Origin of the sequence: Cupriavidus sp. D39, assembly GCF_026627925.1 — a bacterium.
GTDB lineage: Bacteria > Pseudomonadota > Gammaproteobacteria > Burkholderiales > Burkholderiaceae > Cupriavidus > Cupriavidus ulmosensis.
In genome coordinates this window covers 889,802-915,022 of record NZ_JAPNLE010000009.1, presented here as the reverse complement: position 1 = coordinate 915,022, position 25,221 = coordinate 889,802, and the positions used below count along the sequence as shown (strand labels likewise).

Here is a 25,221-nt window from a genome sequence, read left to right as displayed (position 1 = left end):
ACTGAAGATGGGAGAAGGCCTCCCGGAGTCGGCTTGCAGGAGCAGGCTCCAAACCACCCGGTGCTGCTGCGTTCAAAAGGCGTGGTGGTGAGCGACCGGAGAAGTCATCCGCAGAGGATGGCAGGTACGTGCTGAGAAGATGAGCGAAAGCATTGTGCCAAGAACGCGTTCGCATGTGCGAAAGCGATGCTGTACCTGAGATGGAGGAAGGCCCTCCGAAGCCGGCGTGCAGGCGCAGGCTTCAAACAGCCGTAAGCTGCTTCAGTCGGAAACGCTGCGGTGGTGAACGTTACGGTTAAAAGGCGTGGTCGAACACGTCATGTATGGATTAGAGAGACGAACGAAAGTGAACCACTGATCACGCATCGAAACTCATCTTCAAACGACATCAAAACTGGGGACGTGCTTTCTTCCCAGGAGCAGCATGGCGGGAACCTGCTTATTGGCCATGCGGTGTCCGGTGTATAGGTGGCGTGAATCTAATCCGGGCTTAGGTACGGAACTTGGGAACTCTTCATGTGATGCCAAGGGAAAACCTTATAAGTGGGAACCACGAAGGGGAAAGTACCGATGCACATGAAGGGGGCGGATCATCCCGTAGTAGTGATGAAGCTTCTGTAATGGGAGTGGAGCGAAGGGGATGACTCAGCTCAAAGAAGGTCGCCGCCAACCGGGAAACCGGGATGAGCCTTGATCTTCCGCGTCGATCTGCCGCCGCAAGGTAGCAGGAGAACGGCTGGGACGAGCCGTGTAAATCGAGAGGTTTACGCACGGTTCTGTGGGCGGCTGGTGGTGAAATTCCACCGGCCGACCCGGCAACCGTCCGATGACGCATCGTTATGGCCAGGACGCTGTCGAAACTGAGGCTGGCCACTTGCTTCAGGACAAACCGGGACGACACCTGTTTACGGGCCCGGTGGCAGCCGGTGTATAGGCGGCATGATCTCAGCGCAGGCTTTGGTACGGAACGGGAGAACCTTGCTCCAGATGTGAAGGGAAATGACAAATGGCAGACACCATGAGGAAGAATACCGATGCTGGAGTGAGGGGCGGAGCCGTCCGTAGTAGTGTTGAAGTTCCTGTAATGGGAATGGAGCGAAGGGGCGGCGTTATCCTGCCGATGAACGCGGTCAACCTGCGGGGATGAGCGGCGTGAAATCGGCGAAGCCGTACAACATTGCGAAGCGCACGGTATGGGAGGCATACCGGCAGGTCAAGGCCAACCGTGGAGCTGCCGGGATCGACGATGAAACCATCGCCGAGTTCGAGCAGAACCTGTCGAAGAATCTGTACAAGCTGTGGAACCGGATGTCATCGGGGTCGTATTTCCCGCCACCGGTTAAGCAGGTGGAGATTCCCAAGGCGTCGGGAGGCACGAGAAAGCTGGGGGTGCCCACGGTCGCAGACCGTGTAGCGCAAACCGTAGTCAAACTGGTCATTGAGCCGGGTCTCGACGCGATCTTCCATCCGGACTCCTACGGGTACCGGCCGGGGCGGTCGGCGAAGCAGGCGGTGGCGATCACTCGTGAACGCTGCTGGCGATATGACTGGGTGGTTGAATTTGACATCAAGGCAGCCTTTGATCAGATCGATCATGGGCTGCTGATGAAAGCGGTGCGCACCCACATCAGGGAAGACTGGATACTGTTATACATCGAACGGTGGCTGGTTGCACCGTTCGAGACAACGGACGGGGTACGTGTGCCCCGCACGCGGGGACACCCCAGGGCGGTGTCGTCAGTCCGATCCTGATGAACCTGTTCATGCATTACACATTCGACCGATGGATGCACCGCACCAGCCCCAACTGTCCGTTTGCCCGCTACGCGGATGACGCGGTTGTTCACTGTCATAGCCGCAAGCAGGCGGAATACGTGATGCGGTCCATTGCAACACGGCTGGCAGCTTGTGGGCTGACGATGCATCCGGAGAAATCGAAGATCGTGTACTGCAGAGACAGCAACCGCAGCGAACGCCATCCGCATGCGAGCTTTACGTTTCTCGGTTTTACGTTCAGGCCGAGGAAGGCGCGCAGCCCGCAAGGGGGTCTTTTACCAGCTTCCTGCCGGGCGCCAGCGAGAGTGCCTTGAAGCGGATGCGGCAGGCAGTGCGGGGTTGGCGACTCAATCGCCAGACTCATGTAACGCTTGCCGATGTGGCGAGACTGTACAACCCAGTGATACAGGGATGGTGGAATTACTATGGCGCGTTCTACAAGACTGCGATGCTTCGCATCTTCCAGCACATCGACTGCGCTCTTGAGCGTTGGGCCCGACGGAAGTACAAGGGTCTGCACAGACGCAAGCGACGAAGTGCTGACTGGCTGGACAGGATGCGCCGTACCAACCCGATGCTGTTCGCTCACTGGCGTGTGGTTACGCAACCGGCTGGATAGCGGGAGCCGTATGACGCGAGAGTGTCACGTACGGTTCTGCGAGAGGCTCGGGGGCGGTTCCCCGGGTCTACTTACCACTTCGGCATGAAGCTGCACATCGGCGTGGATAGCCAGACGGGACTGGCACACAGCGCGGTAGTGACGGCTGCGAACGTGCATGACAAGCATCCGCTGCCGGCTCTGCTGCACGGCGCCGAGCGGCGTGTGTACGGCGACAGCGCCTATGCGAGCCAGAAGGAACTCATTGCCAGCAAGGCACCGCACGCGAAGGACTTTACCAACCAGCGTGTGCGCAGGCGCAGTGGTGAAGTCGATGACGCCAGACGCTCGAAGAACCGCAACAAGTCGAAGATACGTGCGCGGGTCGAGCACGTCTTTGCGGTGGTCAAGCGACTATGGGGTTTCGTCAAGGTGCGCTATCGCGGCCTGGCGAAGAACGCCACGCGCGCCTTCACAGCACTGGCGTTGAGCAACATCTACATGAGCCGCGAGCGGCTCATGGCACAGGTGCGTCCATGAGCGGCCAAAGTGGGTCGGGAGACCCGCTTACAAGGCCCTTCGGGGCAAGAAAATCGAACCAATCGCGTCGCTGATCTCTCATTCCGAAATTCAGCAGCAGGCCGTCGACGAAAACGGCGGCTTCTTCAGCGTAGCCTTAAAGGTACAGAAAAGGCGGAGACCGTCCGCCTTTATCTTTGGCCGGGTGAGGCGGACAGCACGGCCATCGCGTGACGTGCACGTCCCACCCGGCGGCTACGATCAGGCAGGCAACTGGGGCGCAGCCGGGAAGTCCACCGGCACGCGTGTCGTTGCATGCAGATAGTTGGTCACCGTCTTGTCGCCGATGACGACAATCGCGTCGACCAGATTGGCCTTGGTCCAGCCTGCGGCGAAGAAGGCATCGACCAGCGCCGCGCCCGCATGGCCGCGGTTGACCGCGATGTTTTTGACGAGCTGGGCCAGTGCATCGAACTTCGCGTCGAAGCTCGCCCTACCACTGCGAATCTCGAGGATCTGCTCGTCGGTGAAACCGCTCATCTTGCCGATGACCGTGTGCGCAGCCAGGCAGTACTCGCAACCGTTCACCTGGCTCACGACCAGGTTGACGACTTCGCGGGCCTTGCCGGTGATGGTGCTCTTCGCGTTCTGGAAGGCGAGGTAGTTGCCCAGCGCATTCTCGGAATGGGCGAGCGTCGCGTAGAGATTAGGAACGGTGCCAAGGCTGCTCTTGAGCTTGTCGAAGATGGCCTGGTTGGCCGGGGAAACTTCGTCGCGGGTCGGGACGTTGATGGTGGTCATGCTGGTTCTCCTGGGTTGAAAAAAGTAACGTGATAAGGTGGGGTTAGTCGACGCGCTATTGCGCCGTATAGCCGCCGTCGACGGCGATGGACTGTCCGGTGAGGTAGCGCGCCTTGTCGCTGGCGAGGAACACGATGGTTCGGGCGATCTCCTCCGGGGCGGCGGCGCGTCGTGCGGGTATCGTGGACAGGAAGCCCGCCTTGCCCTCTTCGCTGCCGCCGACGAAGCGATCGAGCATCTCGGTGGCCACAGGGCCGGGAGCCACGGCGTTGACACGCACGCCGGCGGCGGCGCCTTCGAGAGCCGCACTCTTCGTGATGCCTTCGACAGCGTGCTTGCTGGCCGCATAGACCGAAGCGCCGGCAATGCCGACTTGGCCTGCGATCGACGAGAGGTTGACGATCGAGCCCGAGCCCTGGGCCAGCATCGCGCGCATCTCGTGCTTGACGGACAGCAGCGTGCCCAGCACGTTGACGGCGAATGTGTCTTCGTAGTTGGCAGCCGACTGCTCGACGATCGGCCCCATCTGGCCCTCCGTGCCGGCGTTGTTCACCGCGACGTCGAGGCGGCCGAAGCGCTCGAGGGTCTGCTCGATGAGGTTGCGAACATCGGCTTCGGAGCGCACGTCGGCGCGCACGAATTCAGCTTCGGCACCGAGCGCGCGCAGTTCGGCGGCGAGCGCCTGGCCCGCTTCTTCGCGGCGACCGCTGATGACGACGCTGTTTCCTTCGTTAGCGAAGGCGATGGCAGTGGCGCGACCGATGCCGGTCAATGCGCCAGTGATCACGACGACGGGTTGGTTCATGTCAGTGCTCCTTGGGGGTGGGGTTGCGCGTTTGCGTAAGTGAACTTTGACTGATTCCGGATCGCCGATATAGATGGTGTATGGTCATATCACTAATTCCAGTTGGGCATATATCGAAGACCATGGACAAACTGCAAGCAATGAAGACTTTCGTGCGGGTCGTGGAAGCAGGGAGCTTTTCAGCGGTGGCCCACGAGGCCGATACGACGCAGAGCGCGGTGAGCAAACAGGTCGCGGCGCTGGAGCGCGAACTGGGAGCTAAGCTGCTGACGCGCACCACGCGGTCGCTCGCGCTGACCGAAGAAGGCGCGCGCTACTTCGAGCAGGCGCGGCGCCTCGTTGCGGAAATTGATGAGGCCGAGAGCGCCTTGCGAGTCGGTGAGCAGCAGTTGTCGGGCTGGCTTCGGATTGCGGCGTCGGTCGGCTTTGGGCGCTTGAAGCTCATGCCGCTGGTGCAGTCGTTTCTGGCCGAGCACCGCGGCGTGAAGATCGACCTGCGTCTTCACGACGGTTTCATCGACCTGGTGGAACAAGGTATCGACGTGGCGGTGCGCATCGGCGAGTTGTCGGACAGCAGCCTGGTCGCGAGGCGCATAGGGACGACCTGCCGGATGGTGGTGGTGCATCGCAACTACCTGCGTTCGCTGCCGGGCGTGATGAAAAGGCCACGTCTTCCTGAAGACCTGATCTACCACAACTGTCTCGTCTACACGGAGCTGGCCACGCACAATGCCTGGAGTTTTACGGCCGGCCCTGGCGCTCCTGAACCCGTGGGAACGACGCGTATCGTGCGGGTGCAAGGCAATCTGCAAACCAACAGCAGTGAGGTGATGAGGGCATCGGTCCTCTCAGGCATGGGCATCGGCTATTCGCCGACATGGCTTTTCGACGAGGAGCTTGCCAGCGGCGAGGTTCAGCAGTTGTTGCCGGATTGGGAAACGGTCGCCATGCCGATTCATCTGGTCAGCCCCAGCGAGCGTCGGCATTCGGCCAAAGTCAAAGCCTTCGCCGAATATGTCGGCAAGGCACTGGATCGTGGTTGAGACCAAGGAAGATGCAGCAGACGAACAACGCACTAACACCACTTGGCCAAGCTCAGTAACGATCGGCTGCAGGGTGTGCGGGGGCGGAATCGGCTCGCCGGTGCACATCGTGCCGCCGGGCAACGCGGCGATGCACGTTGATCAGAGGACCGGCGTCGAGCTCGCCATAGAGGGAAGACCGCCCTGGGCAGCTATGACAGTCCGCTCGGGCCGGCCAGCGGAAACTGAAAGCGCCATTGGTGCTCGCCTCATGTTAGCCGGCAAGCAGACATTGGTCTATCGCACGAGATCTACGTTCTTACTCGCACTGCGGCGCATGCCGTTTCTGCCGAATGCGCAGTAGCGGCCAATAGCCCACTGCCAAATGTGAAGAAAGCCCAAGTCGCGAATCGTCTTGTCGCCAGTACCGCGTGCTCCGGCCCACTTGCGTAAGTTCTCGATGCTGCCGCGAATGCGTAGTGCGTCGAAGTAGCAGGGAAACGAAACCAGCGGACCCATGCGGCCTTCTGCACCGGCGAGATCGTGAATGTATTTCGCGGGAGTTTAGGACCGAGTCATACCGAATCACTTTTCCGGCGATATGTTTCCATGGCGAGCGGGCAATTTCCGAACTCCAGCGTCTAGGTGAATTCAGGAGCGTAGGGCAGCGCCAAGAGCAGGAAGCACAGCGCGCAACGATGGCAACGTGACTGCCGTGCTTCGTGCAATAGGCAAGCGCGTCCGAACGATGGCGCGCCTGCCATGCGAAAGAGCCGCCCGCTTCCCGCGTATCACCGTTGGAAAAGTCAGCCCGTTCGCGCCACACGTGCATGCCATCGCGGGGTGCCAACGCAAGTCTTAGACGATGATGGAAGCAATCAGTTACTCACCTCATCATGGATGGAGTAGGGAAGGGAGGCGGGATCGATGCGATAGAAACTCAATGCATTCCCGCACATCACGGCATGTCGCTCGGACGGCGAGAGTCCGTCCAGCATGCGCAGGACCCCGTGCACCAGATCACCGAAACTGATCCGTAGCCCGGCCACCGGAAAGTTGCTCGCGAACATGCAGCGCTGCCAGCCGAAAATGGCGACGGTGTCGCGCACGATGGCGGCGTTGGCGTGCCAATCCCAGGCCTGGTCGCGCAGTCCGAACTCCGAGAGTTTTACGTGCACGTTGGATTCACGCGCCAGCACTGCCATCGATGCGCGCCAACGGCGCAAGCCGTCTTCGCTGCGGTCCCAGGCGAAACCGTGATGGTTGAGTACGATCGGCACGCCGGGAAACGCCCGCGCCACCTCCGCGGCATCCGCCAGGTGCCACGCGGGCACGCGCAGGTCCCAGCTCAGCCCGTACCGCTCGAGCAGGGAGAATCCCCGCAGCCACGCTTCGTCCTGCATGGTGCCGGGCTGCCCGCGCACGCTGTGCGCGGGCGACGGCGCGGTCACGGGCTTGCTGCGGATGCCGCGTACCAGCGGGTATTGCACGTGCTGCAGCAGACGTTCCTCGGTGTCCGGACGATCGAACCAGGCGTGTGCCACGACCGCACGCGGCAGGCCGTGCTTCTCGTTAAGCTCGTGCAGCCAAGCCGTCTCGGCCACCTGCTCGTCGCGGCAACGCTCGGCCTCGACATGGACAGTCGCAACCACGCGAACGCCCCGGGCCGCAACCCGATAGTCAACCGGCAGGAAGTCCCGGCACAGTGCCCGGTAGTCTCCGAGGAAGAAGCGTTGTGGGTCGTAGTCCTCCTGCAGCCACGGGTAGTGGCCTTGCGACAGGTCCCACAGGTGGTGGTGCGCGTCGACGATCGGTACTGGCTCGTCGTCGGGGCGTGCCGGGTGGGAGGACGTAGATGCCGTCGTCATGGCGGGTCTCTCTTCAGCGCTCGCAACGAGCGGGCAACGTGCTCGAGATCACGGCGGCCAGCACCAGCGCGCCGGCCAGGCAGTAGACCCCAACGCCACCGTCGTAGCGCTGGATCAGCACCCCCACCGCGTAGGGTCCGCAGAACCCGCCAAGGTTGCCCAGGGCATTGATCAGCCCGCGGGCACCGCCGGCCACCTCCGCGCTGCACAGCTTGGGCGGGATGGTCCAGAAGACGCCAGCGGCGGCCTGCAGGAAGAAGCCGCTGCCGATCAGAAACAGGTAGGACAGTGCGACGGACGATTGAAAATGTACGGACAGGAACAGGCATAGTGCGAAGCCCAGCAGCGGACCGGTTACGAAGTGCCGGCGCATGCCTGTGCGGTCGGAGAGGTAGGAGGTCGCCCACATGCCGGCCATGGTCCCGATATAGGGCAGGATGGCCAGCATGCCGACCTGCCCCATGCCGCCGTGCGTTAGGTTCTTCAGGATGGTGGGCAACCACAGCGTGTAGCCATAGATGCCGGCCTGGTAGAAGAAGTTGAGCGCGATCAGGCGCCAGATGGTGGGGTCGCGCAGCACCGCGCCGAAGGATGCCGAAACTACCGCCTTCTCGCGCGCCGCGTTGCGTTCGGCCCTCAGCGAGGAAAGGATGTAGTCCTTTTCCCCGGGCGACAGCCACTTCGCCTTCTCCGGGCTGTCACTGGCAAACGGGATCCAGACGAACAGGAACAGTAGCGACAGCGCGCCCGTCGTGAGGAACAGGTAGCGCCAGTCCATCGTTGCCAGGATCGCGCCGGACAGCGGGGCGGTGATCATGCCGGCGAGCGGGACGAACATGATGACCATGGCGTTGGCCCGTCCGCGCTCCTGGTCCGGAAACCAGTTGCTGACCATGGTGAGCACCACGGGCAGCATGCCACCCTCGGCCACGCCGAGCAGGAAGCGCAGCGTGAGGAGCTGCCAGACCTCGGTGACCAGGCCGGTCAGCACCGAGATCACGGCCCATGCCACCAGCGACCACGCGATGAATTTCTTGCCGCTGCCCAGCGCCGCGAGCCGGCCGCCGGGAATCTGCAAGAACAGGTAGCCGACGAAGAAGATGCCGCCTGCCAGGCCTGCCATGCTAGCGGTCATGCCGAGCCCGGCGCTCATGCCCCCGGGCATGGCGAAGGCGATGTTGACGCGGTCCATGTAGGAGATGATGCAGGCCAGCAGGATGGGCGGGATGATGCGTAGCCAGCGCTTGCGCGGAATCGCGGCCACGGAGGCCGACGCGGCCAGGTTCGCCGGCTCGCTTGAATTGAGGGTTGTCATGTTGTCTCCACGATGGCGCCCGTTCGGGAGTCCCGACGCGGCGCCTGTTTTCTCTTTGTGTTGTGGCCTGTTGCCGCCTCGGCGGTGCCGTCTAGCCGCCCAGCACTACCAGGCCGTCGGGCTCCTTGCCGGTCGGGAACGCGTGTGAAAGCACCAGCGTCTTCAGATCCAGCCTCGCGACGCTGTTATCGTTCAGCGGGATATAGGCGAAGGACTCCGTCGGATGGAATGCCAGTGCGATGGGCTTGTGCTCGGTCGGCACGCGATGCAGCTCGGCCAGGGTCTCGGGGTCGTAGATACCGATGCTGCGTTCGCCGTAGTTCGTGACGAACAGCCGGTTGTCGCGCGACAGGTAGATGCGGGTCGGGTCCTCACCGGTGGGAACGGTCGCCAGCAGCTGCATGCTGGACGCGTCCAGCATCGACAGGGTGGCGTCATCCCGGCTCGCCACGTAGAGGATGGATTCGTCGTGGTTCAGGCAGCAGCCCTCGGGCCGCCCGCCGACGCTAGCCGCCACCGGCGCCTGTGAAGGATCGTGCGGATGCACCAGCGTGACGTTGTGCGACTGCAGGTTGGTCACATAGGCCTTTTCACCGTCGCGGCGCACGACGAACAGGTGGCTCTTCACGCCGCCTACCGGCACCGTGCGCGCCGGCACCCGGCTTTCCTGGGGCTGATCGAAAACCAGGAGCATGTTGTCATGTTCGCTCAGCGCATAGACACGATCCTGCCGGTCGATCTGCAGGCCGTGGATACGGTGATAGGGGCGCAGTCCAGCGAGGCGACATGCTCGCCGCGCGCGATATCCACCACGAAGACCTCGTGCCCGCCCAGGCCCTCGTGGGCATAGGTCTGCACGCCATAGTGGCCGACGTAGGCGAACGCGCCGCGAGAATCCACGACAAATTCGTGGGGGTATGCCGGCAGCTGCGCGCGAAAGGCCAGCGCACCAGTGTCCAGGTGATAGCCGCTGAAGCTATTGCCGAATTTCTCGACCAGTACGGCTTTGAGGGGGATGTCATTGGGTCTCCGGAGTGGGAAGGGTTCATGCGGGAGTGCCTGCCCGCTGATAATGCGCGGTGCCCATGCGGCAAGCGATCTGGAAGGCCTGCCACGTTGCTTCCACGTTGGCTTTGCCCTGGCCCACGATGTCGTAGGCGGTGCCGTGGGCCGGCGTGGTGATGGGGATCGGCAGGCCACCCTGCACCGTCACGCCGCGCGAGAAGCCCAGCAGCTTGATCGCGATCTGGCCCTGGTCGTGGTACATGGTGACGATGGCCTGATACTCCCCGGCCAGTGCCTTCAGGAAGATGGTGTCGGCCGGGAAGGGTCCGTGGAAGGGACAGTCGCTTGGCCAGGCGCGGGCCTGCAGCGCGCGTACCGCCGGCTCGATGATGTCGATCTCCTCGCGGCCGCACACGCCGCCATCTCCGCCGTGGGGATTGAAGGCCGCCACCGCCACCTTCGGCGCTGTCACGCCATTGGCCAGTAGCGAGCGATACACCAGTTCGGCCGCCTGTTCGATGCGCTCGACGCTGAGGTGGCCGGCCACGTCCTTCTGCGGTACGTGGGACGAGATTCTGGAGGTCCACAGATCGCCGAGCGTATTGAATTCGCAAAAGTAGCCGGTCACGCCAAGGTGCTCGGCGAAGTGATGCAGCTCGTCCTCATGGCGCAGGCCCCCGAGCTTCATGGCCTGCTTGTTGAGCGGCGCGAAGCAAATCGCGTCGATGTCGCCGGCGAGCGTCGCGTCCATGCACTGGTCCAGTACCTGCAGCACCGACCGGCCGCCCGGCGCTCCGGCCCGGCTGCGCTGCACGTCGGCGGCTGCGATGCTCTGGACCGCGAGGAAAGCTGGCCGCGCCGTGTCGGGCCTGTCCCGGACGTCGGCAAGCGAAGCCACATCGTCCATTGCCACCTCGGCGCCGGCGGTGCGCTGTCCATCGGCCCACAGCCAGCGATCGCCGACCAGCACAATATTGGCCATGGCCGCCGCTGCCGGCTTGGCCAGCAGCTTGGCGATCAGTTCGGGGCCGATGCCGGCGGGATCGCCGAGCGTGAGCGCGACCACGGGTTTTGTTGAAGACATCATGGGGTCAGTCCAATCGGATGTGGTTCTTGCGGATAATGTTGCCGTAGCGCTGGTATCGCGCGGCGTGGAAGGCCATAAACTGCAGTTGGGTCATCGGTGTGATCTCGGCGCCAATGCTGTGGAGCCGGGCGACAAGTGCCGGTGTTTTCAGCACAGTGCTGATCGTGTCGTGCACCGTGTCCTGGACCGACTTCGGTGCGCTGGCAGGCATGTAGATCCCGTACCAGGCGCTTATCTCGACATCAGGGGCACCAGCCTCTGCCACCGTCGGTACATCCGATAGCTCGATCAGCTTCTGTAGCGAATCAATATGCGACCCGTGGCTCACTACCTGCACATTGGGGATATCGCCCACAAAGACCACCGGCACCAGATCGCGGTTGCCGTTGTAGCCGATAGGCAGCAGGTGAGGGACGATCGTGTGGGCGGCTCCAATGCCCAACTCCAACGTGTGGCCGTCGGTCGACTTGGCAGTCGCCTCGGCTGCCAGCGTGTTCCAGCGACCCGGCTTGTTCTCGACGAATACAGCTTGCTTGAGCATGGGGCCCAACTGATCCGCGATGGCGTGCGCGACTGAATCCGCTATGCCACCGGGGGCGGATCCCACCAGGATCCGGACTGGTCGCGTCGGCCAGTCTCGCGCCGATACGATGGACGCCGCGAGCAAAAGCACGACGGCGATCGTCGTGCCGATCACCGCTTTCATGAGTTGTCTCCAGTTTGATTTTTTGGTTTGTACGCCGCGCCGGTTGACCGTATAGTAGGCGGGCGATTGATCTCGGTATATTGAAAGAACTTGATCGATCTATAACCTGGAGTGATTGGTTTGGGTTCCATTGACAAGCAGGATTCAACCCCGTTGCTGCTCAATCGGCTTCGCATGCGGCAGATTGCGCTGATGCTGGCCATCGAGGAGCGCAAGACCCTGAGAGCGGCGGCCGACGAACTCGGACTCACACAGCCTGCTGCAACGAAAATGCTCCATGAGCTCGAAGATGCGCTGGGGCAGCGTCTGTTCGAGCGCGTGGGCCGAGGCCTGTTGCTCAATGCGGCAGGCCAGCGGGTGACGGGCTACTTCCGTGGCATTCGCGGCAGCATGGAAGCACTCAACCGCGATCTGGGCGAGTTGAGGCTCGGCAGCGCGGGGCGGTTCGCGGTGGGCAGCATCATGGCGGCGTCGCCCGGTCGGCTGACCGAGGCGCTGGTTGGGCTCAAGGAGAAGTTTCCGTTGCTTGCGATCGAGATCGCGGTAGACACCAGCGATCGTCTGCTTGCGCAGTTGCACGAAGGCGTGCTGGAGGTCGTGATCGGGCGGATGGTGGGGGAGGAGCCACGGACTTGCGTTTTTCGAGCCATCGATGACGAAGGCCTGTCCCTGGTCGTCGGCAACCATCACCCCCTCGCCAGCAAGCACCGGGTGGACTTCCCCGCGCTGCAGGCCTATCCGTGGATCCTGCAACCCTGCGGCAGCCCCATGCGCGAGGTCATCGAGCGGGAATTTCGCGACCACCACACGGCCTTGCCACGGGGGCTGGTGGAGACCGGTTCGATACTCACAACCATCAACCTGATCCGTCGCTCGGAGATGATCGGTGTCATTCCCGAGACGGTGGCTCGACGCGACGCCCAGCATCACATGTTAAAGATCGTGGCGTATCCGATCCGCCAGAAGCTGGCTACCTATGGCAGCATTGTTCGCCAGGACCGGCCGCCGAGTCTTGCGGCGCTGCATTTCCTGGAACTGCTCCATGCTAAGCCGGGCGGCGCCACCACGTGATCGATTCCGACTGAGCGCCATGCACTGCGCGCGCAACGTCACCAACGTTGTTCAGGCCACGTCGGTGACGTTGCGCGGCAAGTCCGTGGCGTATCCACTTCATGTGCTAGCTGCCGCAGGCGGCATCAATGGCATCCAATTTCGTCGCCCGATGCGCAAAGCGAGTTCCCGACAACCCGAGCATCAATTTCGGCGCCGCGTGTAGAGGCGCTAGCGAGATAACCGCAAGGAATACACGGATCAGTTATTTTCAATTGTTCGTCACCCGTCAATCTCGCAGACTAGCGGCACAAAAAAGGCTGCAGCGCTCGCCTTACCGAGCGGTCTGCCGATATCCGGAGACACAAGATGAAAGCACCAGAACGCGTTTGCCGTGGACGGGCATACCTTCCATGGCAACGGCGCGCATTCCCGCTGCGCTGTTCATAGCCGAACGCCCCCAACTGCCCGACTGAAAGCGCGCAACAGCGCGCTACCAAGCACGATCTGATTCCCGCACGCATTGTCCATCGCGCCCTCATCGAATGAGCCGGCAGGGATGCGCTCGCGCTTTGGATCCGTGCCGCTTGCAGCAGGCGAGGATGCCAGCGCATCCATGCCTGCGAGATCACGACAACGATAACGATTTTCTGGCCGAAAATGGAGAAGAGAATGATGAAGAACGCTACCACGCTATTGTTCCTGGGAGCAGCGGCGACACCGGTGCTGGCGCAGTCGAGCCTTACGCTGTATGGCCTGGTGGATACCAGCATCCGCTACAGTACCAACGAGAACGCCACCGGCAACGCCAAGCTGCAGATGAGCGACGGCGTGCTGACCGGCAGCCGCTGGGGCTTGCTCGGCAAGGAGGAGCTTGGCAACAACTACCAGGCGATCTTCGTGCTGGAATCGGGCTTCGCCCCGGACTCCGGTCAGAGTCTGCAAGGTAACCGGCTGTTCGGCCGCAGGGCGTTCGTCGGGCTCCAGGGTGAGTTCGGCACCGTCACACTGGGCCGCCAGTTCACCGTTATCCACGAAGTCATGGCAAGCTATGACGCGATGGCGCTGGCCAACCTTTCCATCGTCGGCTTTCAGGGCGGCAATTACACCGGCGGCGTCCGCCAGGACAATATGCTGAAGTACGCCGGCATCTTCGGCGGATTCAGCATCGCGGCCCAACATGCTTTTGGCGAAGTTGCCGGCAGCATCGCCAGATCGTCCTCGACGGGTGGTAGCCTGAGCTACGCCGCAGGCCCTTTATGGTCGGCGGTGGCTACCAGATCATGCGCGACACCGCCAGCTACTACGGAGTGACGGTGCCCAACAGCAACCAGAAGGTGGGAACGTTGGGCGGCACTTACAACGCGGGGCCTGCCACGCTCTACCTTGGCTACACCAATAGCAAGATCAACACTGCCGACTATCGCAACCAAGCCGTCTACGCCGGCGTCAAGTACGCGCTCAACTCGGCGTGGTCTGCGATTGCTCTGGGTACTTATGATCGGCTCAAGCACAGTGGCGAATCTGGCAACCGCTTCACCGGCTCGGTTATGCTCGACTATGCCTTCAGCAAGCGCACGGATGTGTACGTGGAGAGCGACTACACCACGCTTTCGGGCGCTTGGCGCACGCTGGGCGGTCAGGCTAGTTTCGTCACGCCGTTCTACAACTACGGCAGCCGCCTGGGCGTCATGGCCGGGCTACGACACAAATTCTGAGTGTCCCGAGATACTCAACCATCACATCGAGGCTAGGAATGGTTGGTGTCCCGGGAGTGGAAAGAAACTGGGGGAGGGTGCCACGTTGCGAAGCACCGTGTGTTCGACGACGCCCCTGGTCGTTGCTCGCGGATATGAGGGAGTTGGACTATCTCCCCTGCATATATACGTCAGAAGTGGTATTCGACCCGCACCATGGGCGTTTTAGCCAACGAGCCCGGCACCGAGTGCGGGTTGCCGAACTTGTTGCGCCAGTATTGGTACTCAACGCCGGCGCGCAACGTATTCTTTCCGATATGCAAAGGGGTGCCGAGGTCGTACATCATCATCGCGTCGATATTCAGTTCAGCCGAAGTTGGGCCGCCGAATTCGTTTGTGCCCTTGGCAGCAATGTAGTTGATATATCCTTCAAACGAGAGACCCGTCGAGGCAATCGGGATGCCCCACGCTGCATTGAGCATTGGATGTGCCTCGAAGTGGTAGCGGCTGCTGACTCCCACCGGCTGGTTGCTTTCCCACAGCATCAGCAGACTAATGTTGAGGAAGCCCGGCACATCCATCATCAAGGTGGGACCCACCACAAGCATGCGCTTTTTTGATGCATAGCCAGGATCATTCTTCGTGTTCCAGTCAAAGCCGGCGGTCAGTCCAAAGCCGCGGACCGGTCCGACTTCGAGATCCTTGTCGATGACCTTTCCCGCATCGAGTGTGTGTCGATAGACAACATAGGCTTCCTGTGCGTTGTGGTCCTTGCTGTCTGATTGCAGAAGGTCGACGTTCAGGTAGTTAGTGCCGTACTTATACCCGCTGGCGTGAGTCAGATTGAAGATGCTCTTGCTAATGCCATCTCCCACGTAGGGTTCGGCGAACTTGGTGCCGTAGCGGTAGCCTATCGAGGTGTCACTCCACTCGAGAGCGCTCGCCGGCTGGATGCAAGTCAGTGATCCTGCCGCTGTCAGTGCGCAGAGTGCGAACTTTCCATTCTTTAATGCCAATTGCTTTGCCATATTGTTTTTTTACAAGAGAGTTTTCAACGAAAAAAGTTAAGCTGACTAAATTAAGCATGCTTATGGAAATGATTGCCGTATTTATAAAGCTAAAGTGCTTAAAGCAATCAAAAAGTGTTAGCAATTTTTATGCCAGTTTTATTTTGATAAAATTGATGTGAAATAAGCGCTGAATTGGTGTCATACGGATGTTTTTTCTTAAGATGAAGCGCGATCTGGTTGTTGCGCGCTACCATGGTCATGCGGCATGAGGAGTCGTTGTCAAGCATGCGTTATTTCCGTGCGTAGACGCACCGTCCCAAGCGCTTAGGCGTGCATGGTTTGCAGTAGTATGTCAGCGCCTTTCCTCGCGCAGGTAGGGCTCGCCCAGGGCACCGGGCGTCTCGTCGCTGCCACGCCTTGTCATTGCCACCCACACCATCACGCCCAACGTGACCACATAGGGCGTCATCAGCAAGAAGTACTGCGGCAGCGCAATTCCGGCTGCGGCCAGCTGCGGGATCAGCGCTTCAATGCCGCCGAATACCACCGCTCCCGCGAAGGCGCGCCAGGGGGCCCAGCGTGCGAAGATGACCAGGCCCACAGCGATCCAGCCGCGCCCGCCCGTCATGCCGGCGATCCAGAGCTTGGTACTGATGACCGCGATGTAGCCGCCAGCCAGCCCCACCAGGGCAGACCCCGCAAGCACCGCCAGAAAGCGGTAACGCAGAACGGGGATGCCGGCAGCATCAGCCGCCTGGGGGTTCTCGCCGACAGAGCGCAGGCGCAGGCCGGAAACCGACCGGTGCAGGTACCAGGCCACGGCCGCGAAGATGCACGGTGTGAGATAGGCCACCAGGTTCTGCCGAAACAGCCCGCCCACTAGCGGCAACTGCGCCAAGGGTCCCAGGGGCAGGGCGGGCAGACCGGTTACCGGCTGGTTGGTCCAGCCTAGCACCGTGCCTAGCAGGCCTGTAACGCCCTGGCAGAAGAACACCAGCGCTAGCCCCGCGATTACCTGGTTCACACGCAGCCATATGGTCATTGCAGCGAACAGCACCGACACTGCCATGGCGGCCGCCATCGATGCCAGCAAAGCAATGCCGGGCTCGTGTACGGCCAGTTGCGTGCCGATGCCCGCCAGCGCGCCCGCCAGCATCAGCCCCTCGGCGCCGAGCGAAAGTACACCCGCACGCTCAGAGATGATCAGGCCCAGCGCCGCCAGGGCAAGGGAACGGCGAAATCCGGTAGATTGCCGAGCCAGTTAGCGATCAAGTCCATATCACGTACCTTGTGGCGCCACGGCGCGCAGCCGGTGGCGGATGAAGAAATCTGAAGAGGCCACACAGATCACCAGGATGGCCTGGATCAACTGCACCATCGAGAACGGGATCTGGTAGAAGACTTGCAGGCTGCGGCCTGCCACAAACAGCGTGGCCACGAGCACCGCGACCACGCTGGCGGCCAGCGGGTTGTTGCGCGCCAGGAAGGCGATCAGGATGCCCGAGAAGCCGTAGCCACTGTAGAAGGCCTGCGTGAGCCGTCCTTCTTGTCCCGCGGCTACCATGAAGCCCGCCAGTCCGGCCAGCGCGCCCGAGAGCAGTACCGCGCCCAGCACCAGCCGCCGCACCGGGACGCCAACGGCGTCGGCGACGCGCCGGCTGGCATGCACGAAGCGCAGGTAAAGCCCCGCACGGCTGCGCTCCACGAACCACCACGCTGCCAGCGCTACCAGTGCGGCGAGCACGATGGCGCTGCTGTAGCCACCCGGCAGGTCGGGCAGGCGCTCGAATGCCTGGAATTTAGGCGAATAGGGAAAGGCGTCCTTCGGGTCCTTCCATGCGCCGTAGAGAAGGTGCAGCAGGAAGTTGGCTGCCACGTAATTGAGCATCAGGCTAGAGATGATCTCGTTGATGCCCAGACGCATCTTGAGCGTCATCGGCACCACTACCCAGGCCAGGCCGCAGAGCAGGGCGGCTGCGGCCATGAACCACAGACGCAAGCCCGGCGGCCCGATTTCGTGCATGGAGATGGCCGTGGCGCCGATCGCCCCAGAAATCATCTGGCCTTCCAGCCCTAGGTTCCAGAAGCGGGCGCGGAAGGCCATGGCGGCAGCGAGCCCTACCATCACCATCGGCGCGGCCTGAAACAGCACCGCGCGGAAGTTCTGCGCATCGAGAAAGGTCTGGACGATGAACTCGTTGAGCAGGTCCTGGAGCGACACACCCGCGGCCACCAGGATGGCGCCGCAGAGGAGCAGTCCGACCGCCACCGACAGCGTTAGCACTGCAGCCTGTTGCGGCCAGCTGAGTTGCTGGCGCAACTCCAGCGTGTAGCGGCGCTGCAGTAGCGGCACGCGGCGTGGACGGGACGGCGGGGGCGTGGCAATTGCAGTCACGAGTGCTGGAGTCTCGGGCTTGGAAGCCAACATCGGAGCGCTGTGTGGGGCATCGCCGTGGGCCGAATGAGGGGTAGCAAGCGCACTTGCAGACACAGGCGCAGGTGCCTCGGGCAGGGAAGTGGACATGTGAAATCCGTGTAGAGAATGAGCCGGGGCCGGAACGGGGAGGGCGAGCGCAGGAGCCGGCGCGGGTGCGGGCACCTCGGGCGGCGGACCGGACATTGGACTGTTGCGCGAGACATCGGAGCGGGCCGGGACGGCGGGGGCGAGCTCAGCCATGGGCCACCATCGCTTGTCCCACAGCCTGCCTGTCGGCGGGCGTGGCGAATTCGCCCACGATGCGGCCGCGCGCAATCACGCCTACACGGTCGGCCAGAGCGAGGACCTCGTCGAGATCCTCGCTGATCAGTAGCACCGCGGCGCCTGCGTCGCGCGCGGCCCGCAGCCGTTCGTGCACCTGGGCGCCGGCACGCACGTCCAGACCGCGGCTGGGGCTGTGGGCCAGCACGAGCCGCGGGTTGCGGCTGAATTCCCGGGCGATCACCAGCTTCTGCGCATTGCCCCCCGAGAGCAGGGCGGCCTTCTGCCGCACCGAGCGCACACCGAGCACGTCGAAGGCCTTCACGGCTGCCGCGGCGTCCGCTTCCAGGCGCCGGCGGTCCAGGCGCATCGCGCGCCCATAGCGGCCTGCATGCACCTGGCCAATGCCGAAGTTCTCCGCCACCGACAGACCGCCGGCCAGCGCCAGGCCATAGCGGTCCGCCGGGATGGCGGCAATGCCCTGGCTGCGCCGCTGCACGGTGGAGGCGGAAGGCAGATCGCCGAAGCCTTCGAGCACCATCGTGCCCTCGCTTACCGGCAGCAGGCCCATGATGGCCTGCGCGAGTTCGCTCTGGCCGTTGCCACCCACGCCGGCCAGGCCGTAGATCTCGCCCGCATGCACCACGAGGTCAATGCCATCGAGTGCCGGGGGCCGCCGGAGGCTGCGCTGCACAATCTCTGCAGGATCAGCCGCGGCGCGCCGGCCCTTGCCGGTCGCCGCGCCAGTGGCGGCGGCGCCTCGCCAACGGTGAGGCGCACCAGCTCCGCCTCGGCCGTCTCGCGCGGATCCACTGTGGCGACCGTGCGTCCGCCGCGCATTACGGTCACGCGGTCGGCATAGCGCTTCACGTCGGCCATCTTGTGCGTGACCAGCACCACTGCTGCCCCCTGGCGTGCCAAAGTCCGTACCGTTTGCAGCAAGCGTGCAGCCTCCTGGTCGGTCAGTACGGCGGTGGGTTCGTCGAGGATCAGGATGCGAGCGCCGGCCAGCAGCACCTTGAGGATTTCCACGCGCTGCTGCTCGGCCACCGAGAGCCGGGCCACGCGCTGGTCCGGGTCGATGTCGAAGTCCAGCACCTTCGCCTGTTCCGCAATCGTGCGGCGCACCCTGGCCAGACGCTTGCGGTAGCCTGCGACATCCGTTGCCACAGGCAGGCTCAGCAAGATGTTTTCAGCCACTGTGAACGGCGCCACCAGCTTGAAATGCTGGTGCACCATACCAATCTGATAGCGCGCCGCATCGCGCGGACCGGCCAGCCGCACGGGGTTGTCGTCAACCAGCAGTGTGCCGGACTCGGGCGCGTACAGGCCCGCGGCAATGTTCATCAGCGATGATTTGCCCGCGCCGTTCTCGCCAAGCAGCGCATGCACCTCGCCCCGTCGGACGGTGAAATGCGCGTGGTCCAGGGCGACGAAGCCATCGAAAGACTTGTGGATGCCGGAGAGGGAGAGGGCGTCGGGCATGGCTTACTCAGTTGGTTGTTGATTATTTCTGCGTGATCACGTTTTTGACGTACCAGTCCATCTTCCAGAGGTCTGCGTCCGAGAGCACTTGGCCGGCGGTCACGCGTTCTTTCCCGTCACGGTCCTTGAGCGGGCCGGCGTAGATCTGCTTGCCTTTCATCAGAGCGTCGCGCTCGGCCAGGATGGCGGCTTGCTTGTCCTTGGACACGGCCGCACCGAAGCCGGCAACGTCTGTGCCGCCATCCTTCATAGCGATGAAGGCACCATGGGGCTCGGGCTTCCAGTTGCCGGCCTCGATCTTTTTGAGTTCGGGGATCAGGAACTTGTCCCATACCCAGACGGAGGAGCACAGCGTGGCCTTCGGTGCGAAGGCGCGCAAGTCACGGTGATGGCCGGTGCCGTAAACGCCGCGCTCCTGCGCGACCAGCTGCGGCGTGGGCGTGTCGACATGCTGGCCGATCACGTCGGCGCCCTGGTCGATCAGTGCCATGGCGGCAGCGCGTTCCTTTACCGGATCGTTCCAGGCGCCGGTGTAGATTACCGTGACCGTGGCGTTGGGATTCGTCTTCTGTGCACCAAGCGCAAAGGCGTTGACCGTCCAGTTCACCACGCCGAAGGGGTTGGCCGCGACGAAGCCGAGCTTGCCGCTCTTGGAGGCAGCACCGGCGGCCATGCCGCACAAGTACTGGCTTTCATAGGTGCGGCCGTAAAATGATTCGAGGTTGGGCCCGTTCGTCGTGCCCGAGGCATTGAGGAAGGCCACGTCGGGATACTTGGCAGCCAACTCCTTGAAGGCATCGGAATAGCCGAAGGCGGTGCCGATGACGATGTTGGCACCGCGCTGGATGAAGCGCTCGGCGGCGGGCTTGATGGCCGATGCGTCCTCCGGCACGCTTTCCACGAACTGGATCTTCTGGCCCAGCGCCGCCTCGACCTTCGCGCGCGCCTCGTCGAAGGCCTGGGTCCAGCCGCCATCGTTCTTCGGGCCGAAGTAGATCATGGCGATCTTGGGCTTGCTCTTCAAGGTAAAGCCCGGCGCCTCTGCCTGGGCGTGCAGGGCGGTGCCTAGCAGGGCCAATCCGGCAAACAAGCCGGCGATCGATCGCGTCAATTTCATCATGAACCTCTGTGTTGGGAGAGAAGGAAAAAACGGCCTGTGGTGGAAGGGCGTGCGATACGTCTATGCATGCCTGTCCATCATGTAGTTGATGCGGAAAACGTTGCCTTCGGGGTCGCGAAGCACAGCCTGGTACCAGTGGTAGTAGGTTTCGTAGGGAGCCTTCAACAGCATGGCGCCGGCCTCCAGCGCCACCGGTACCATGCGGTTTACCTCAGCCTTGGACTCCACGTCGAAGTTGAGGAGGAAGCTGTCGCCGCACACGTCGTCCGCGCCTTTACCGAGCTGCAGCAGCACATAGGCATCATGTGCGTTGAAGCCGAGGCTGCTCTTGCCCGTGTCGAGGCCGCGGAAGATGGGAGAGCGGATCGCCTCGATCTCGGGGAAGCCAAAGACACGCTGGTAGAAGCCGCTGAGCGCGACCACGTCCTTGGCAAATACGTTGACGTAGGAGAGTTGCGCCATCGATGTCTCCCGATCAGGCCGCAATCTTGGTACCACCGAAGGTCGTCTGCTTGACGAACTTGGACGTCAGGTGGTCGCCCGAGGTGATCGGCGCGTAGAGGGGCGTCTCGCCCGGTGCCGTGCAGCCCGGCAGGCAAGTGATCATGGCGTCGTAGTTGGGCTGGTGGAAGAAGACCAGCGACTGCCGCCGCGTATTGCTCTGCATGTTGTCCAACTGCGGGTTCACGACACGGTGCAGCGTGGAAACCCATCGGTCGTTGGTCCACCGCATCATCAGATCGCCCAGGTTCACCACGAAGGCGCCGGGTACGTGCGGCACGTCGATCCAGCCTCCGCCGGAGGCTACTTGCAGGCCCGGACTGTCGGGCAGCACGATGGTCAGGCTGCCGTAGTCGGTGTGCGCGCTGGCACGCAGCTGCCCAGGCAGGGGGTCTCTTCCTGTGGCGGGTAGCTCAGCACGCGAAACATGCTGATGTGCTTGTCGATCTTGTCGTCGAAGTAGTGCTCCTCCATCTCCAGCGCCAGCGCGAAGATGCGCATGAGCGAACATGACAGATCGCTCATCGCCGCGAAGTACTCAGCGTAGGTCTCGCGCATACCTGGCAGCGCGGGCCAAACGTTGGGCGCGAAGTGCGGGCCGGCCGCGGGGCCGTGGTGGTACTCATCGTCAGGCACGTTCGCGGGGCCGGTGGAAAAGGACTCCTTCAAGTCGCCGGGCGCGGCCTCCTCCAGGGAATAGGCAAGGCTCTCTTCTGTCACCGCGCTGTAGCCTCGCACTGTGTCGGGGCTGGGCCGGTCGGCCTTGCGCTTGTCGGATAGCGGCAGCTCGAAGAATTCCTGCGAGACGCGCGACACGCGGTCGATCAGGTCCTGCGGGATCTGGTGCTGCGTGATGACAAGGAATCCGATGCTGCTGCAGGCCTCGTCCACCGCGCGCGCAACGGCGGCTTTGCCCTCCGGCGTGTCAGAGAAGTAAGGTTGCAGATCGATGATGGGAACACCGACACTCGTTGGGGACATCGAATTTCTCCCGGGAAGGACGGCGCCAGCAGGCGCTCGGTGGTCGAGGGTGATATGCGTAGCGGGCAAGGAGCCGTTTCCTGGGAGGGCGGCGTCGGCAGGCACGCGACGCCAGCGGATACGCAACGTCCGTGCCAAGTTGGACCATTTGGACAAATTCCTATGGGTGCCGTGTGTGAGCGTCATGAGAGCGGCATAGCGCGGCATCCGGACGCGCCCCATCGGTGCATTTTCGAGGGCCACAACATATGAGGCACCACGGTGGTCATTTCGACTGAGTCGTGGTGGTGCGCCCGATGTCACGTCCTGTGGCATGCTTTCCGGGTTGTCACACCGCGCACGGTTCGTGCATGGTGTGCTTCAATACACCATTAGCAACGCCAGGGAATAGCAGTACATGCCACCAGAGACTAAGAAGGACAAGGCCATCGCGCAGCGCAAGACAGCGCGTAAGACAGCGCGAAAAACCACAACATCGGTAGTGGCGAAGGCCGCAGCCAAGAGCTCCGTGTCCGGCGTGCGCCAGGCGCCGGCGGGTAGCCGGCGGTGGCGCCAGATCGAGGACAAGCGCGCTGCCATCCTCGGTGCGGCGCTGGGGCTGTTCTCACGCTTCGGGCTGCATGGCACCTCGCTCGACCAGGTCGCGGCGCGCGCCGACGTGTCCAAGAGCAACCTGCTGTATTACTTCTCCAACAAGGAGGACCTCTACGTCTCGGTGCTGCGCGACTTGCTAGCTTTGTGGCTGGAGCCGCTGCGCAGTTTCAGTGTCGAGCAGGACCCGCGCGAGGCCATCGCCGACTACATCCGGCGCAAGCTCGTGATCTCGCGCGACCAGCCCGATGCCTCACGCCTGTTCTGCCTGGAGATGGTCCAGGGTGCGCCGCTGATGCGTGACGAACTGGCGCGCGAGTTGCGCGACCAGGTGGAGCGCAAAGCCGAGGTGATCCGTGCTTGGGTCGCCGCCGGCCGTCTGGCGCCGGTGGAGCCGCACCACTTGGTATTCGCGCTATGGGCCACCACCCAGCACTACGCCGACTTCGCGGTGCAGGTGCAGGCCATCACCGGGCGCACGCTGGAAGACCCGGCATTCTTCGAGCAGACGGTGGAGAACGTGCAGCGGATCGTGCTGGAGGGCATCGCGGTACGTGCGCAGGCGTCGCTGCCCTGATGCAGCATCCGTCCCGCGATGCATTGCCGCAGATATTCAGTGCGCATTCGAGCGCAAGTCGTGGTACTGGCGCCCGAAGTACATGAGACCGTGCGCGTCGGTGTGCGCGGTGTGCGCGGTGAGGGCGATGACCTCACAGAACAGTACCTCGTGCGTGCCCACGCTGGTGCTTCGCACCACGCGGCAGTCGAACGACACTGCCGCGCCCTCGAGCACCGGCGCCCCCGTCAGCTTGCGGCCCCATCGGCCAGCCGCGAAGCGCTCGTGCATCGGTGTCTTGCCGCCGAACAGGCTGGAGAGTGCCTGCTGGCCGGCGCCGAGCGCGTTCACGCAGAGCACGCCGTTGGCCAGGAAGGCGGGGTACACAGAGGCCGCGCGGTTAAGGCAAACCAGCAGCGTGGGCGGATCGTCGGTGACGCTGCAGACGGCCGAGGCGGTGAAGCCCGCGCGTCCACCGGGACCATCGGTGGTAATGATGTTGACTGCCGCGCCCAGGCGCGCCATCGCGTCGCGGTAGTCGCTCTTGGGTAGCGCGGACGATGGCGCTATCGCTGTGGACGCGGCCTCAGGGGTAGTGGTATTCAGCATGGTTAGGCTCCGGTGAAGGGGGCGCATCAGGCCAGCGCGCAGGCGTCGGTAAAGTCGAGCCGCGGCAGGCGCCCGAACACCTTCGAGGCGTCGCCATGGCCGAGGTTGATCAGGAAATTGGCGGTCCATGTGGTACCGCCGAAGAACTCGGCATTCACTTTCGCTTGGTCAAAGCCCGACATCGGCCCCGCGTCGAGTCCCAGCGCGCGGGCCGCCAGGATCAGGTAGGCCGCTTGCAGCGTGCCGTTGCGAAAGGCCGTCTCGTGCGCCGCCGCGGGGCTGCCGGTGAACCAGCTCTTTGCATCCGCATGCGGGAACAAGACAGGCAGCTTGTCGTAGAAGGCCGTGTCCCAGGCCGAGATCACGGTCACGGGCGCGCTCAGGGTCTTCTCCAGGTTGCCCTTGGACAACGCGGGCGCCAGGCGCTGCTTGCCCTCGGGCGTGCGCACGAAGACGAAACGCCCGGGCGAGCAGTTGGCCGAGGTGGGGCCCATGCGCGCAAGCATGTAGATTTGCTGCAACAGCGCGTCGCTCACGGGCTCCGCGGTCCAGCCGTTGTGGCTGCGGGCTTCGGAGAACAGCGTTCCCAGCGCGATATCGTCCAGGTGGGTACTCATGCGGCAATCTCGTTGCGGGTTGTGACGCCGGCCAGAAAGCTCAGCAAGCTGCGGTTGAAGGGTTCGGCCTCGGTGACACTGTGCGCATGGCCGCCATGCGGCACGCAGTCCAGCGTGGCGTTTGGCAGGCCGTCGGCCAGGCGCCGGGAGCAAGTCCAGGGCACCAGTGTGTCGTCGGCGGCAGCCGCCACCAGTGTGGGCACGGCAATCTCGGACAAGCGGGCATCTACGTCGAAGGCACGCAGGGCGCCGATGCGCGCGCGCATGGTGGCTTCGCCCGGGAAGTGGGAGAAGGCATGCTCCACCTCGGCCTGCACGCGCTCCGCGTGCGCGGCGCACCAGGCGGCGGGGTACAAGAAGATGGGTTGCGCTTCCACGTAGGCGCGCGGACCGCAGGCCCTCAGCAGCGCCAGCCGCGCGTCGAAACAGCGCGCCGAATGCGGATTGGGTTTCGACCAGGCGTTGACCAGGATAAGGCTTGCGATCCGGTCCGGCGCATCCAGCGCCAGTTGCAGGCCCACCAAGCCCCCCAGTGCATGGCCGGCGAGATGGCAGCGTGCGGTGCCAGTGGCATCCAGGATCTCGGCCACGTCCTGCGCCATGTGGGTGATGGTGTAGGGCAGGGGTAGCGTGCCGGGGCTACGGCCCGTGCCGTGCTGGTCGTAGGCGATCACGCGGTAGCCTGCTTCCACCAGCGCCGGGATCTGCGGCTGCCAGAAGCCGGCAGAGCCGCCCAGGCCGGAGGAGAGGAGCACTGTCTCGCAGGCGTCTACCGGGCCGTGCAGATCGTAGGTCAAGGTCATC

General features: G+C 63.2%; 23 protein-coding genes and 4 pseudogenes. 7 read left to right on the top strand and 20 right to left on the bottom strand.

Features of this window, described 5'->3' with window-relative positions:
- Positions 1 to 1,143 precede the first annotated feature (1,143 nt).
- The 3 genes and pseudogenes from ltrA to OMK73_RS16040 all read left to right on the top strand — a co-directional run.
- Positions 1,144 to 2,090, top strand: a pseudogene (ltrA, locus tag OMK73_RS39240) (group II intron reverse transcriptase/maturase).
- A gap of 5 nt (positions 2,091 to 2,095) precedes the next feature.
- Positions 2,096 to 2,395 carry a group II intron maturase-specific domain-containing protein gene (locus OMK73_RS16045; RefSeq protein WP_267600707.1) on the top strand — a complete coding sequence of 100 codons (300 nt, stop codon included), beginning with the start codon at positions 2,096 to 2,098 and terminating at the stop codon, positions 2,393 to 2,395.
- Positions 2,396 to 2,458: 63 nt separating this feature from the next.
- A pseudogene (locus tag OMK73_RS16040) lies at positions 2,459 to 2,914 on the top strand (IS5 family transposase); the annotation flags it as partial.
- Positions 2,915 to 3,154: 240 nt separating this feature from the next.
- Here OMK73_RS16040 and OMK73_RS16035 read toward each other — a convergent pair.
- Positions 3,155 to 3,694 (bottom strand): carboxymuconolactone decarboxylase family protein, encoded by a 540-nt coding sequence (locus OMK73_RS16035; protein ID WP_267602913.1) that lies wholly within the window; start codon positions 3,692 to 3,694, stop codon positions 3,155 to 3,157.
- A gap of 55 nt (positions 3,695 to 3,749) precedes the next feature.
- Entirely contained in the window at positions 3,750 to 4,499 is a 750-nt protein-coding gene (locus tag OMK73_RS16030) for an SDR family NAD(P)-dependent oxidoreductase (RefSeq protein ID WP_267602912.1), read from the bottom strand.
- Positions 4,500 to 4,621: 122 nt separating this feature from the next.
- Here OMK73_RS16030 and OMK73_RS16025 point away from each other — a divergent pair, with 122 nt between their 5' ends.
- Positions 4,622 to 5,542 (top strand): LysR family transcriptional regulator, encoded by a 921-nt coding sequence (locus OMK73_RS16025; protein ID WP_267602911.1) that lies wholly within the window; start codon positions 4,622 to 4,624, stop codon positions 5,540 to 5,542.
- 857 nt (positions 5,543 to 6,399) lie between these two features.
- Here the strand turns inward: OMK73_RS16025 and OMK73_RS16020 are convergent.
- The 6 genes from OMK73_RS16020 to OMK73_RS15995 all read right to left on the bottom strand — a co-directional run bounded on the left by OMK73_RS16020 (position 6,400) and on the right by OMK73_RS15995 (position 11,502).
- The gene (locus tag OMK73_RS16020) at positions 6,400 to 7,389 is read right to left on the bottom strand and encodes an amidohydrolase family protein (RefSeq protein ID WP_267602910.1); all 990 of its coding nucleotides are present in this window, start codon (positions 7,387 to 7,389) and stop codon (positions 6,400 to 6,402) included.
- A gap of 13 nt (positions 7,390 to 7,402) precedes the next feature.
- Entirely contained in the window at positions 7,403 to 8,704 is a 1,302-nt protein-coding gene (locus OMK73_RS16015; RefSeq protein ID WP_267602909.1) for an MFS transporter, read from the bottom strand.
- Between the two features lie 91 nt (positions 8,705 to 8,795).
- Entirely contained in the window at positions 8,796 to 9,398 is a 603-nt protein-coding gene (locus tag OMK73_RS16010) for a YncE family protein (RefSeq protein WP_267602908.1), read from the bottom strand.
- Positions 9,399 to 9,412: 14 nt separating this feature from the next.
- A complete protein-coding gene (locus tag OMK73_RS16005; protein ID WP_267602907.1) occupies positions 9,413 to 9,604 on the bottom strand; it encodes a hypothetical protein in 192 nt (63 codons plus the stop codon).
- A 145-nt stretch (positions 9,605 to 9,749) separates the two neighbouring features.
- Positions 9,750 to 10,796: a 4-hydroxythreonine-4-phosphate dehydrogenase PdxA gene (locus tag OMK73_RS16000; RefSeq protein WP_267602906.1), complete on the bottom strand. Its 1,047-nt coding sequence runs from the start codon at positions 10,794 to 10,796 to the stop codon at positions 9,750 to 9,752.
- A gap of 4 nt (positions 10,797 to 10,800) precedes the next feature.
- Positions 10,801 to 11,502: a Bug family tripartite tricarboxylate transporter substrate binding protein gene (locus OMK73_RS15995; RefSeq protein WP_267602905.1), complete on the bottom strand. Its 702-nt coding sequence runs from the start codon at positions 11,500 to 11,502 to the stop codon at positions 10,801 to 10,803.
- 120 nt (positions 11,503 to 11,622) lie between these two features.
- Between OMK73_RS15995 and OMK73_RS15990 the strand changes: the two genes are divergently transcribed.
- Both OMK73_RS15990 and OMK73_RS15985 read left to right on the top strand, forming a co-directional pair.
- The gene (locus OMK73_RS15990) at positions 11,623 to 12,573 is read left to right on the top strand and encodes a LysR family transcriptional regulator (protein ID WP_267602904.1); all 951 of its coding nucleotides are present in this window, start codon (positions 11,623 to 11,625) and stop codon (positions 12,571 to 12,573) included.
- A gap of 651 nt (positions 12,574 to 13,224) precedes the next feature.
- Positions 13,225 to 14,270 (top strand): annotated as a pseudogene (locus OMK73_RS15985) (porin).
- A gap of 170 nt (positions 14,271 to 14,440) precedes the next feature.
- Here OMK73_RS15985 and OMK73_RS15980 read toward each other — a convergent pair.
- The 9 genes and pseudogenes from OMK73_RS15980 to OMK73_RS15935 form a co-directional block, all read right to left on the bottom strand.
- The gene (locus OMK73_RS15980) at positions 14,441 to 15,277 is read right to left on the bottom strand and encodes an outer envelope protein (RefSeq protein WP_267602903.1); all 837 of its coding nucleotides are present in this window, start codon (positions 15,275 to 15,277) and stop codon (positions 14,441 to 14,443) included.
- A gap of 107 nt (positions 15,278 to 15,384) precedes the next feature.
- A complete protein-coding gene (locus OMK73_RS15975; protein WP_267602902.1) occupies positions 15,385 to 15,546 on the bottom strand; it encodes a hypothetical protein in 162 nt (53 codons plus the stop codon).
- 65 nt (positions 15,547 to 15,611) lie between these two features.
- Positions 15,612 to 16,460: an ABC transporter permease gene (locus tag OMK73_RS15970; protein ID WP_267606397.1), complete on the bottom strand. Its 849-nt coding sequence runs from the start codon at positions 16,458 to 16,460 to the stop codon at positions 15,612 to 15,614.
- Positions 16,461 to 16,538: 78 nt separating this feature from the next.
- Positions 16,539 to 17,654 (bottom strand): ABC transporter permease, encoded by a 1,116-nt coding sequence (locus OMK73_RS15965; RefSeq protein WP_267602901.1) that lies wholly within the window; start codon positions 17,652 to 17,654, stop codon positions 16,539 to 16,541.
- 274 nt (positions 17,655 to 17,928) lie between these two features.
- Positions 17,929 to 19,442: pseudogene (locus tag OMK73_RS39235) on the bottom strand (ABC transporter ATP-binding protein).
- A gap of 22 nt (positions 19,443 to 19,464) precedes the next feature.
- On the bottom strand, positions 19,465 to 20,559 hold the full coding sequence (locus tag OMK73_RS15950) for a BMP family ABC transporter substrate-binding protein (RefSeq protein WP_267602898.1): 1,095 nt from the start codon (positions 20,557 to 20,559) through the stop codon (positions 19,465 to 19,467).
- Positions 20,560 to 20,622: 63 nt separating this feature from the next.
- The gene (locus tag OMK73_RS15945; RefSeq protein WP_267602897.1) at positions 20,623 to 21,024 is read right to left on the bottom strand and encodes a VOC family protein; all 402 of its coding nucleotides are present in this window, start codon (positions 21,022 to 21,024) and stop codon (positions 20,623 to 20,625) included.
- A 13-nt stretch (positions 21,025 to 21,037) separates the two neighbouring features.
- Positions 21,038 to 21,397, bottom strand: a complete 360-nt coding sequence (locus tag OMK73_RS15940) for a 2OG-Fe(II) oxygenase family protein (RefSeq protein WP_267602896.1) — start codon at positions 21,395 to 21,397, stop codon at positions 21,038 to 21,040.
- Between the two features lie 5 nt (positions 21,398 to 21,402).
- Entirely contained in the window at positions 21,403 to 22,044 is a 642-nt protein-coding gene (locus OMK73_RS15935) for an isopenicillin N synthase family dioxygenase (RefSeq protein ID WP_267602895.1), read from the bottom strand.
- Between the two features lie 397 nt (positions 22,045 to 22,441).
- Between OMK73_RS15935 and rutR the strand changes: the two genes are divergently transcribed.
- On the top strand, positions 22,442 to 23,212 hold the full coding sequence (rutR, locus tag OMK73_RS15930) for an HTH-type transcriptional regulator RutR (RefSeq protein ID WP_267602894.1): 771 nt from the start codon (positions 22,442 to 22,444) through the stop codon (positions 23,210 to 23,212).
- Positions 23,213 to 23,248: 36 nt separating this feature from the next.
- Here the strand turns inward: rutR and rutF are convergent, their stop codons facing one another.
- The 3 genes from rutF to rutD are packed head-to-tail and all read right to left on the bottom strand — an operon-like array spanning position 23,249 to position 25,220.
- Entirely contained in the window at positions 23,249 to 23,800 is a 552-nt protein-coding gene (rutF, locus tag OMK73_RS15925) for an NADH-dependent FMN reductase RutF (RefSeq protein ID WP_267602893.1), read from the bottom strand.
- Between the two features lie 26 nt (positions 23,801 to 23,826).
- Positions 23,827 to 24,417, bottom strand: coding sequence for a malonic semialdehyde reductase (locus OMK73_RS15920; protein WP_267602892.1), 591 nt, complete (start codon positions 24,415 to 24,417; stop codon positions 23,827 to 23,829).
- The gene (gene rutD, locus OMK73_RS15915) at positions 24,414 to 25,220 is read right to left on the bottom strand and encodes a pyrimidine utilization protein D (RefSeq protein ID WP_267602891.1); all 807 of its coding nucleotides are present in this window, start codon (positions 25,218 to 25,220) and stop codon (positions 24,414 to 24,416) included. Before rutD ends, OMK73_RS15920 begins: the two co-directional genes overlap by 4 nt.
- Between the last annotated feature and the right edge of the window lies 1 nt (position 25,221).